The 11,058-nt window shown below is 39.7% G+C and carries 8 protein-coding genes and 1 pseudogene; 7 read left to right on the top strand and 2 right to left on the bottom strand.

Translation table 11 applies throughout. The features are described from left to right. The 5 genes and pseudogenes from M5121_RS15065 to M5121_RS15045 all read left to right on the top strand — a co-directional run. Positions 1-108, top strand: a pseudogene (locus tag M5121_RS15065) (IS5/IS1182 family transposase); the annotation flags it as partial. 298 nt (positions 109-406) lie between these two features. Continuing rightward, the gene (locus M5121_RS15060; protein WP_249571625.1) at positions 407-4,096 is read left to right on the top strand and encodes an ATP-binding protein; all 3,690 of its coding nucleotides are present in this window, start codon (positions 407-409) and stop codon (positions 4,094-4,096) included. A 24-nt stretch (positions 4,097-4,120) separates the two neighbouring features. Further along, positions 4,121-4,753 (top strand): condensin complex protein MksE, encoded by a 633-nt coding sequence (locus M5121_RS15055; RefSeq protein ID WP_004676008.1) that lies wholly within the window; start codon positions 4,121-4,123, stop codon positions 4,751-4,753. Beyond that, positions 4,750-5,994 (top strand): hypothetical protein, encoded by a 1,245-nt coding sequence (locus M5121_RS15050; RefSeq protein ID WP_004676007.1) that lies wholly within the window; start codon positions 4,750-4,752, stop codon positions 5,992-5,994. Before M5121_RS15055 ends, M5121_RS15050 begins: the two co-directional genes overlap by 4 nt. Beyond that, positions 5,985-6,851: a DUF7281 domain-containing protein gene (locus tag M5121_RS15045; protein ID WP_004676005.1), complete on the top strand. Its 867-nt coding sequence runs from the start codon at positions 5,985-5,987 to the stop codon at positions 6,849-6,851. The genes M5121_RS15050 and M5121_RS15045 overlap by 10 nt, the downstream gene beginning before the upstream one ends. 1,385 nt (positions 6,852-8,236) lie before the next feature. Here the strand turns inward: M5121_RS15045 and M5121_RS15040 are convergent. Both M5121_RS15040 and M5121_RS15035 read right to left on the bottom strand, forming a co-directional pair. Then, positions 8,237-8,524, bottom strand: a complete 288-nt coding sequence (locus M5121_RS15040; protein WP_000908082.1) for a hypothetical protein — start codon at positions 8,522-8,524, stop codon at positions 8,237-8,239. Between the two features lie 2 nt (positions 8,525-8,526). Further along, complete coding sequence (locus M5121_RS15035; protein WP_000585007.1) at positions 8,527-9,165, bottom strand: AAA family ATPase; 639 nt, start codon at positions 9,163-9,165, stop codon at positions 8,527-8,529. 403 nt (positions 9,166-9,568) lie between these two features. Here M5121_RS15035 and repM point away from each other — a divergent pair, with 403 nt between their 5' ends. Together repM and M5121_RS15025 are read left to right on the top strand one after the other, a co-directional pair. Next, complete coding sequence (repM, locus tag M5121_RS15030; protein WP_002046604.1) at positions 9,569-10,507, top strand: replication initiation protein RepM; 939 nt, start codon at positions 9,569-9,571, stop codon at positions 10,505-10,507. A 378-nt stretch (positions 10,508-10,885) separates the two neighbouring features. Beyond that, positions 10,886-11,029, top strand: coding sequence for a hypothetical protein (locus M5121_RS15025; protein WP_153565456.1), 144 nt, complete (start codon positions 10,886-10,888; stop codon positions 11,027-11,029). Positions 11,030-11,058 lie beyond the last annotated feature (29 nt).

Below are 11,058 nucleotides of genomic sequence, written 5' to 3'. Positions count from 1 at the left end.
CTCAGTGCAAGGAGTTTTGATAGCCAAGTGAATGAGATCCATGCACGTGTAGCAGTCCTTAACAGATTTACGGAATTAGGTCGCCCACTTACCCAAGTTACGCCTTAAATTTGGCTCAATTAGGGGCGCTTTGCATTTCAAATCTTTGTGCAACAAAGCCAGCCCAAAGTAGAAATGTCCGGTTTCTCCAAAGTAAAAATGTCCGCTTTTAGAATATGCGCTTTTGCAATTTTCTTAGCGGACGGTTTGATATGTTGGTGTCTATGTCGGATAACCGCCATTATATTTAATAAAAGTATAAGATCAGGGAAAGTTACAGTTTTTATTTAAAATTGAAATATCCATTAGACTTATGAATATTTATAAAAGGTATATAATGAGTATTATTAACCCTCAAGAAACCTCTATGAAAGGTTTACAGTCAATCATTCTTTATGATTCTTTTCTTTCATCTAAACTATTCCGAGTTGATATTAGTGGTGGTCATACAAACATTACCGGTATCAACGGTGCAGGGAAAACCTCATTCCTGAACCTGATTCCTATTTTCTTTGGTGCCTCACCAAATGGGTTAATAGAGAAAGCTGCAAACAAGAAAAATTTCGTAGACTACTATTTGCCGAGCAGTCGAAGCATGGTGATTTTTGAATACCTTGCTCACTCAGGTACAAAGTGTGTGGTGCTGTATCGCAATAATAATCAGGGCAAGCACAACTACCGATTTGTTGATGGATGCGCGGAAGATACGCTATTAAGTGAGAGCAGTCTGGAAATCTTGGGTCTTTCTCAGAATGTGAAAGACGTATTTGATCAGGTTTATAAATCTGGCGTTGATGTGAGCCGTCAGATCGACAGCATCCCTGAATATATCTATACGCTGACTGCAGATAAATCACGACTGACAGGTGAAAGAAACCTTCGTGATTTATGCAACCGCTATTCACTGTCTGGAAGCAAACAACAGCTAAAATTCCTGAGCAATCTGACCCAGGTAACGATTAACCAGAACAATGTTGTCTCAAACTTCAAAACCATGTTAATTGAAGCGTATTTGGACAACGAGAAAATCAAAACAAAACCAACCTCTACCGCAGATTGGTTAGCAACCATCAATGATGTGAAAGCCCTACAAAGCCTTCAATCGGAAAAGCAGAAGATTATCTCTGGCATTCAGTTAAAGAATGCGGTCTTAGCCTCCTTTAATGCGCTTCATGCACACCTGTTGGTACTCCGGGACCATGTGGTGAACTACGAGCAGCAGATCAGTTCGATAGAGCATGAAATCTATGCGGTAAAGAACAAAGGGAATGAGACAGTCCGTAACCTGAATAACCAGATTGTACAAGTCAAAGAGCTGATTGCAGTAAAAGAAAAGTCTGCAGGTAACTTTAAACAGGCAATTCATAATATTGAAGTTGCGGAAAGACGTTATCAAGACATGAATATTTCCGTCATGGAACAGGAATATAAGAAACGTGCGCACTACTTCAACGAGATTGAAGAAGCGAAGAAATACAAACAGTTTTTGACTGAAAGCTACGAAAATATCAACCGCGAGTACGACAAGCATTCAGCAGATTTGCTTCGTGAAAAAATGGCATCCAGTGAAGCCCTTAATGCTGAATCTAACGAGGTTCAGGAGGCAATCAACCAGTTGCGAAACCGCTTTGATCTCAAGGTGAAAGAGCTTGAGCGCAAACAGGCTGAACAGCTCCAAATTCTTGATCAAGAAATTTCCAGTGAACGTCAAAGGCTTCTGGATATCCAGTCAGCAGCTATGGAGCGCATGCACCAATCAACACTGTTTACGGATGAAGAAAACCTACAGCTACAGCGCCTCAAGTTGGCTTATGAAGTCAAAGAGAATACCTTGTCTGCAAAGTCTGACGAATTGAAAGCGGCTCAAAACAAGCTTAAACAACTTAATTTTGATCAAAACAAGGCGCAGTATGATCTTAATGGATTAAAAGCCAAGCTTGAGAAAGCCAAGCAGTCAGAAGAGAATCTGCGTACAACCCTGTTCCAGAAAGACACCTTGCTACGGTTCCTGAATGATGCACCGAATGAAGATGTGGACTGGCGTACTACCATTGCGAAGGTCATCAATCCTGAGCTTTTCTTCAAAACCAACCTGAACCCTGTCTGGCAAACTGGCGTGAATGCCAATGCCCTAAGCCTCTATGGTCTTGAAATAGACCTGAACAAGTTGGAGATTCCAGGGGAAGCCGACAGTCTTGAGCAACTACAAATACGTCTGAAAGATGCCGAGATTTACACGGCTTCTTTGGTTGAGCAGTACGACAAGCAATCGCATCTGGCTCAGTCCATCCATAGAGAGATCAACGAGACCAATATTGCAGTTGTTAAACTCGAAAATGAGTTAAATACCCTGCAAAACGAGAAGCAGCAAGCCCGACAGGTTTATGACCAGACTGAGAAAGAGCTGAAAGCGAAGAAGGCAGAAGCTACACGTATTGAGCAAGAAGCTGTAAATAGAGCGAAATACGAGCTGCAAACTTTCAACAATCAGATTGAGCCGAAGAAACGTGGTGAGCTTCGATCAGCCAACATGCTTGAAAAAAATGGCTTAAAGGAGAGCTATGATGCGTCCTATGCAGACTTGCGTATCAAGCTTGATCTGATTGCCACAAAGGAAAAGCAGCTAGAGAGCAGCTATCAAGCCAAGATGGATGATTTGACCAACCTGTATCACAGCAAACTGCGTGAGCAAGGCGTGGATGAAAATATCCTGAAACAGGCAGAAATGAAGATCAAGGCTGCGATTGCACAGCACACCAAAGTCAAAGGCTATGAAAGCATTTTGGCTGAGTACGATATGTGGAAGAAAAACCACTATCAGTACAAGCAGAACCATATCGAGGACATGAACCAAGCTCTGAAACTTGTATCTGAATACAGCCACAATCTTTCCAAACTGGAAAGTGAGCTTGAACAAGTCCGAACCTCCCTTCGTACAAGAGTGGACAATCTTGAAGCGAGTGCACAAGATTTCAGGGAGAAAATCAAAAAGCTGGATAAACAGGGGCGTGAAATCGAAAACCTGTTCGATGACGATATCCTATTGGTAGAGGTAGATCGACCTGAGTTTTTAAGCTTCGACAGCTTCTCTCGTGATCTGGGTACGTTGGCTGATACACAGAAGAAACAGATTTATCAATTACGCTTGCAGACAAACGCTTCTAAGGCATTACTGCGCAAATATGAAGCCTTCTCTCTGTTCAAGCTGTTTGAGGAAAAGATGGAGAGTATGGGGACTACCAGTGAAACCATGAACACCATTAACTCCATGTCTACCATCGAAAGCATCATGGACTACGACTTGCCGAAAAAGCATGATGCAGTCACAAACATTTTCCGTAATAAATCGGCTCAGTTGCGTAACTATATTCAGGAAATCCTTAATCTAAATAAGCGTTTAAAGAGCGTATCTACGGAACTGTCTGGCTACCTGAACCGTAGCAACAAGTTCAAGGCATTCACTGACTTCTCAATGAATCTGGAAAGTGTGCTGAATGACAAGAACACCCTAGATCAGCTCAATCAGTTTGTTTTGCAGTGTGAGGACTATCAATCCTTTGAAAACATGCAAAGCAGCTCCATTCCGATCGAGGATTTCATTCGTTGCTGTGAATACACCTTAAAGGCAATTGAAAGCACCAAAGGACATACTGATGATATCCGCTCTATGGTACGTCTGAAAATGAGCGTGATGAACAATGGTCGTCTTGCCGAGCTGCGTACTGACAACGACTTTACCAGTGCAGGGAGTACAGGAACGTCACGTATTCTGGTGCTGATCATGTTCCTCGCATTGTCACGGAAGTTATGCCCTGATAACTCGACCTACATCCATATCCCACTTGACGAGATTGGCAACTTTGATGCGATCAACACCAATTTGCTGTTCGACATGATGGACCATAACAAAATCTATCTGGTCTGTGCTCAACCGGAAAACTCAACCTCTAACCACAAGTTTAAGAATCTCTACATTGTTGGAGCCAATGGTGTCAGCACTGTTGTTCCACTGGAAATCGAAGGCGATAACCCATTGCTTGCAGCAGAACCAGTCTAATAGGGAAAAAGTGGAGAATTTTAAATGGCTGATAAACGATTAACAAAAGTAGCGACCAAATTATTAGAAGGTTATCTAATTGACCAGTGGAGTGATTTTGAGAACTTTGAGTTTTTGAATGATGTCGAATTTTTAGATCAACTAAACAACCATATTAGTTTTCTAGGCAAAAAGTGTATTCAGACACCGTGCGGTGGTGGGTATTTCCTGATTTACCTTGATATTGAAAGTGACCCTGAGATCAAAAAGGTCATCACCAAACAGTTTGAGGAAAACGTCAGCAAAATGGAGCCACTTGTGGACTGGCTGCGACTGTTCAGAAAGGCAGGGGGGCGCAATGAACCTCTGATTGGAGGCGACAGAATTACGTCTGGTGAAATCCTGGTTGAAGTGGAGAAGTCCAAGCATGTCCAAAAAGGGCTAAAAGAACTCTCTGCAAAGTTGGGTAAGACAGCAAGCACAGTGAAAGACCAGATCAACGGTGTTATTCAGTTTTTGGTACAGCGCGAATATTTAGTGCCGGTTGGGGTTGTGGGTACTGAGTTTTTGGCAACTTCACGTTGGTCGATTTTCTACGATGAAGCTGAGTACCTTGCCGAACACAATGCGATTGATATCACTCAAACAGATGATGTGGAGCAGGGCGAGTTACTATGATCGACTTCGTGAATCCGGCTGAACGTGGGGCGAAGGTTTTCTCTGCAAACATTGATGCTATTGCCGAAGCAATCATGTTTACCAGTTCGTCTATTCAGGTCAATGAATCAAACAAATCCTTGATTGATAATTTGCTGTCTTGCGATCTTGGGTATCTGGATGCAGAAAAAAACACGCTGCATCTAAGAAACTTCGTCATTGAGTTTGTGAATTTCTATAAAAACAGAAAGAAACGCAACATTTCCGCACCCGACATTAGCGGTCTGATTGATCGTATCAAAACGGTGAGTACCGACTATGCCTTGTCAAAAGTCGAGGACCCGGAAAGTGCCGAAGTATTAAAGGTTGAAGCAAGTGACCTGATTATTGAGCTTTCAAACAATATCAGCGAGAACATGACCAATTTTGCCGATCAGTGCTTTGAGTATCTGTCGCTGTTCAACAACTACGACATGAAAATGCGTAAGGCTGAACAAAGCTTAAAGACTGCCAAAATGCTAATTACGGCACTGGAAATCCTTTCACCAAATACGATGGATGAATTGGCGGTAGGTGATGCAGACTTGCAGAGAGTGATCTCCAAACGTCTCAAGCCAAGCGTGTTTGAAGCCATTGAAGAAATGAACCACAGCCATCACCGACTGGACAAGCAACTCTTTGAATGGAAAAAGGACATAAAAACCCAGGAGCGAATCAATCTGATTGATGCGCTGCACCGTCATTTTGCCAACAACCGGACGCTGAATGCCGATATTGATTTCAACAAGGCACCTGATAGCTTCCGTCGTGTACCACTTATCAAGCTGAAAGCTCGTGCCGATATCTACCTTGAGGATTTTGAGAACACTTTATCTGCGGTAGCTCAGACAGCCAATCAGAAGCGTGTTAAAAAAGATGGTCCAGTTGTTGAAAAAAAACGCCCACCGGTAGAGAAGGCAACGCATACGATAGTGAAGGCAGTCTCACCTCTGGATAAAGCTGCATTTTTCTTCTTTGACGCTTTTGGCAGTCAGGCAATCAATGAAATATCAGCAAAGAACGCCTACATACGCCTAGAGCCTGGATGCAAATTTGAATACTGGATTAGTCGCCTCCTGTATGAGTTTGAACTCAACCACTCAAACCATCTTGAGTTGCAGTTAGTGGGTGAAACGGATGCTAAATATAATGGCAACTACTACATTTCAGATATCGTGTTTCGTCGCAAAGACAGCAACGGAAAGGTGATGCAATGCGCTTAGGGCAAAGAGAACTCTCAATCATTCAGACGGTTTTACAGCTTAAAACCAGAGTGGTGAAGCTTAACAAGACATGGACAATGCTGAACAAAGACATGCAGATCGGTAGCATCATCAAACGTGAGCTGCATCTAAGTGAATCAGATCTTGATGTGCTTCGGGTTCTGTACGGAAAGCATGTAAAAACGGAGCCAGAGGTAACGTATGACTCCAATGCAGACCGAATATCGCTTGCTGATCATCGTATAGATGAAAAGTCTGGCAATGCCAGCGTTTTCGGTGAGCAGCTTTGGTTTGCTGCGATCAATGCACAACTACCGTTAAAGTCCGGTGAGATGCACATTGCACATCCTGGCGTGACAACAGCCGTGTCCTTAGAGCATCTTGCAGTAGAAAAAATCAGGAAGCTGATCATTATTGAGAATGGCACTATGCTTGTACGGATTTCGGACTGGTATCAGCAAGTTCCACTCGAATGGCAAGACAGCCTATTCCTTTACAGGGGGCATGGTAAGAACTGCCGGTCAGTCAATCAGTTGCTTGAAGTTCTGCCAGAAGAATGTCCGGTAGCGGTGTATACCGATTTCGACCTGTATGGGTTGAATATCGCCAATAATTTCAACCTGATCAGACCAGTCTCTGTGATGGTTCCCCAATGTTGGCAAAGCATTAAAGAACAACACCCTGATAACAACTTCTATAAGTATGTAGACCAGTCAGAGTACATTTCGGATTTGTCGGAAACCGAAGGCATGTCGGAGCCGATGAAAGCGATCTTGAAGCATGTGAACTTCAATAAAGTTGCAGTTATGCAAGAGAACGTGAACCGGCTTGGTCCATTGGTGTGTATAGCAATTTAAGGGCACTGTTGCAAAAGTTCAAGGTGTTACTTTAGACTATGGTCTATTAATACATTTATTATTAGATCACTCTGCTACAAAATTTTAGTTAGACCACCTAAGCAATTTAAGTTCAATAAGTTTAATAAGTTTAATAAGTTTAATAAGTTTAATAAGTTTAATAAGTTTAATAAGTTTAACTGCTATAAAGTGGTATTGTTCACTAGTACACTCATTTATGAAGGATTAAAGGTAACCATCCGATAAAGCACCCAACACATCCCTCGCTTCAGTAGCTTTGCAGTAAGTACTAAATTCAAATCCCGTATGTAGATATATTCGCCTTTTGGATGGAGAACAAGCTCTGCACCACCAAAGCCCACATTTATTACATTGCCTTACCCTGCAACGTTTAATCCATCCATTACAGCAATACTACCCGTTCACATTACTTTATCTCGGCTGATAATCAGCGTAGTAACTTTAGCCAATCTCGCTGCAATTTCCATGTCAGGAATTTGTCCACTTATTCCAATGATGATGAGAACTGCAGCATTGACTTAGATCGCCAGTGCTCAGTACTGGCCATCATGTAGCTTTTATCGCTTTAGCGCCTTAACTTATTTAAGTGGCGTAACTCGCATAACTTATGCATCCTATTTAAGTGATGTAAGTTATAGTATTCCGTGTCAGGAATCTGTCTACTTATCAGCGTCCGCGGAACTGCAGGATTTCTGCTTTGTTGTTCGCAACGAGGGCTAATTCTGGAGTTCCGTATAAGGCATAATCAATAACGACGCCTGATGCGAACATAGCGATTGGGCTGAAACGGAAGGTATCAGGAGCAATCGCTTTGGCAGAATTCCCCAAGGTGCTCACAATAAGATTCACATTGATGAAATCTGGCTTTCTACTCAGCCCATGGATATGCGAGCAGTTACTTATACTGCTCTTTCTCATGTCCTAAAAGCCTTTGACCATGTCAAATCGCAACATTGAGGTTATCTTGTTTTGGAATAAGCGTGGTCATTGTATGAAAGTGTTGATACATGATGGACTGGGTATTCAAAGCTCTACGGTTGAAACAAGCAACATTTCACTGGACTCAAACTCATCATAGTGAAACAATTACAAGCATTGATTCAGAGTTTCGCTTGATAAAGAATTTGACAATGTGCATCAAACATCATGACATCAATTCAGTCAGCCAAGTTGAATAGCCTAGATCCGTGTCTGTGCAGAAAAGGACGCCTTCATATAAAATAACTCAAATAGATAAATTACCACCACACTGCTAGAGCCTGAGCTGAATTTAAAAATATCTATAGGGTTCACCGGGGACTTACAGTAAATTTAACTTGGATAAAAAATATCCCCCTTAAAAAAGTGGGATATTTTTAATTTATTTATTTATTTAATATTTCTTTTAATTCATCTGCACTATATGTCGATAAATTTTCTATAGCTGCTCGAACAATACTTGAACGATTTATTCTTGCATTTTGCCCTTTTACAACCAGCTCATCAATTAGTTTACTAATATCTTCATTGAGAGAAAAAGTGTAACGAATAAATTTTTTTTCACTTGATTCTAAAGCCTTTACCCTCTTTTCTGCACCAGATATAAATGCATCTAACATTTTATCTTGTTCAGTAGGTTCAGGTTTTTTGTTTAGCCCAGTTAAACCAGCCATAGTTATACTCCTAAAAACTCTCTTGCAATACTTTCAATTTCAGCTTTCGCTTTAGGATCACTATTTACTTCAAAAACCGAAAGCCCATTTTCATCTGCATCATCATAAACATTTCGATTTGTTGTTATTGAATTCAATGCATCAATACCAAATGATTTGCATGCCTCTTTTGCATCTAAAATTCTTTGAACTTGAGAAGGAAGAGTTGGACACTGAGTAATAATTGCTCTAGCTTTCAGATTTGGATTTACTGTCTTTGCTAATTTTAAAACTTGTTCCATATGATCTAAAGTTTTTAGATCTCTTCGTTTGGGTCTAAACGGCAATAACATATGTGTAGCTATAGTCATTGCTGAACGTAATGCTTCAGAATCCTGTCCACCTGCATCAATGATAATATCTTGGTATCTTTTATCTAAATCTTTTAAAACTGAACGTATATTCCCTGATGCTTGTACTGATGGAATATTATTTAATTCATCGTTTTCATCTCTTTCTTTGACCCAATCTGTTGTTGTTCCTTGAGGGTCAGCATCTAATAAGAGGACGTCTCTTTGACTTTGTTGTAAGTAAACTGCAAGATTTTGAGCTAAACAGCTTTTACCAGCACCGCCTTTTTCACCACCAACTAAGATAATCATAATTTATGTAAGTTACGTAAGTTTGTTTGTGTATAATTTAACGGTGATTTATGAAGTAATCAACTATCATGAAAAAAAAAATTAAAAAAAAGTTATCCACAAAAGAATGGTCTTTTTGAATTTATATATATTTATTTAAATTTATTATTTATATCTCTGCTCAAAGCTTGACTAGCAAAGGGATACAGGAAGTATATGTTGACAAATTCCTACCAATAAGTTGACTTTTTCCTGTTTCTGAGTTGACATATTCCTACCAATAAGTTGACTTTTTCCTGTTTCTAAGTTGACAAATTCTGTGCATAAGTTGACAAATTCTTTTATTAAAAATACTTTCATTTGTGGACGTTAAGTAGTATTGTCAATATATCTATTTATAACATTTTCCTTAATATATCTCCCTATGAGTAACATAGTATATAAAGATAATAATTTGGTTGAAGCATCGTATTCACTAAATCTATCTGAGCAAAGGCTAATATTAATTGCGATCATTGCTGCTCGAGAAATTGAGAAAGAACTTACTTCTGATACTATACTTACGATTCATGCTTCTGAATACATGAAACAGTTTAATTTAGGACGTCAAGCATCTTATGAAGCGTTACAATCTGCATGTGATAATCTTTTTGAACGGCATTTGAATTATAAAGCAGTAGATCCTATAACTGGAAAAATAGGAATATACAAAAGTAGGTGGGTTTCAAAAGTTGGTTATGTTAAGGAAGAGGGATGCGTCCAACTAATTTTTGCACCAGATATTATCCCCTTATTTGTAAAACTTGAAGAAAAGTTCACAAGATATGAACTTAAACAAATCTCACCACTTACAAGCATTTATGCTATTCGCCTGTATGAGTTACTCATACGTTGGAGATCAACTGGTAAGTTATATATTTCTATAGATGAGCTTAGATCAAAACTCGGATTGATAGAAGATGAATATAAAAAGATGGGAGACTTTAAAAAAAGGGTTCTTACCGTAGCTTTAAATCAAATTAACAAATTTACGGATATTACTGTTTCTTATATACAAAAAAAGGAGGGAAGAAATATTTCAGAATTACATTTCATGTTTGAAGAAAAAGAACAAAATAAAACGAGTACAAGTGCTCCTTTAGAGCCAACTTATAAATTGACAGCTAAGCAATGTATATTCTTTGCTAAAAAGCTATGTGATATTACTAACTATCCAAAATTTGGTAATGATTTCGCACATCGTGGAGAGACTCTAGAAGACTTTCAGGAAAGGATATCAAGTGATCTTCTTGATAGCGATAATGTTAGAAAGTATTTTTCTTATTTGTTAGAAGTTGGTTATGCTCCTAAATACAAGAAGTAACCCTTTAGTTAATTGTCACTTTAAACAAAAGACCACGCCCTCTCATACTAAGTTTTTAATTAAGATTGCTTTCATGTGATTTTAATATGAATTAGCATAAGTTACATAACTTATGCTGGTTAAGTAACCACCTATCCTGCCTTTATAATTTATTGCTGCAGTTCTCATCATCATTGGAATAAGTGGACAGATTCCTGACACGGAATACTATAACTGAGGTCACCTAAATAGGATGCATAAGTTGTGTAAGTTACGCCACTTAAATAAGTTAAGGCGCTAAAGCGATAAAAGCTACATGATGGCCAGTACTGAGCACTGGCGATCTAAGTCAATGCTGCAGTTCTCATCATCATTGGAATAAGTGGACAAATTCCTGACATGGAAATTGCAGCGAGATTGGCTAAAGTTACTGCACTGATTATCAGTCGAGATGTCGTTATTGATTATGCCTTATACGGAACTCCAGAGTTAGCCCTCGTTGCGAACAACAAAGCAGAAATCCTGCAGTTCCGCGGACGCTGATAAGTAGACAGATTCCTGACACGGAATAC

This window comes from Acinetobacter sp. ANC5681 (assembly GCF_023488045.1).
Classification (GTDB): Bacteria; Pseudomonadota; Gammaproteobacteria; order Pseudomonadales; family Moraxellaceae; genus Acinetobacter.
This window is presented reverse-complemented; position numbering and strand designations above follow the sequence as displayed.

Bases quoted from the DNA above. Each gene is read 5' to 3' on its own strand.
- M5121_RS15060 (WP_249571625.1), top strand. From the start codon at position 407: ATGAAAGGTTTACAGTCAATCATTCTTTATGATTCTTTTCTTTCATCT.
- M5121_RS15055 (WP_004676008.1), top strand. From the start codon at position 4,121: ATGGCTGATAAACGATTAACAAAAGTAGCGACCAAATTATTAGAAGGT.
- M5121_RS15050 (WP_004676007.1), top strand. From the start codon at position 4,750: ATGATCGACTTCGTGAATCCGGCTGAACGTGGGGCGAAGGTTTTCTCT.
- M5121_RS15045 (WP_004676005.1), top strand. From the start codon at position 5,985: ATGCGCTTAGGGCAAAGAGAACTCTCAATCATTCAGACGGTTTTACAG.
- M5121_RS15040 (WP_000908082.1), bottom strand. From the start codon at position 8,524: ATGGCTGGTTTAACTGGGCTAAACAAAAAACCTGAACCTACTGAACAA.
- M5121_RS15035 (WP_000585007.1), bottom strand. From the start codon at position 9,165: ATGATTATCTTAGTTGGTGGTGAAAAAGGCGGTGCTGGTAAAAGCTGT.
- repM (WP_002046604.1), top strand. From the start codon at position 9,569: ATGAGTAACATAGTATATAAAGATAATAATTTGGTTGAAGCATCGTAT.
- M5121_RS15025 (WP_153565456.1), top strand. From the start codon at position 10,886: ATGGAAATTGCAGCGAGATTGGCTAAAGTTACTGCACTGATTATCAGT.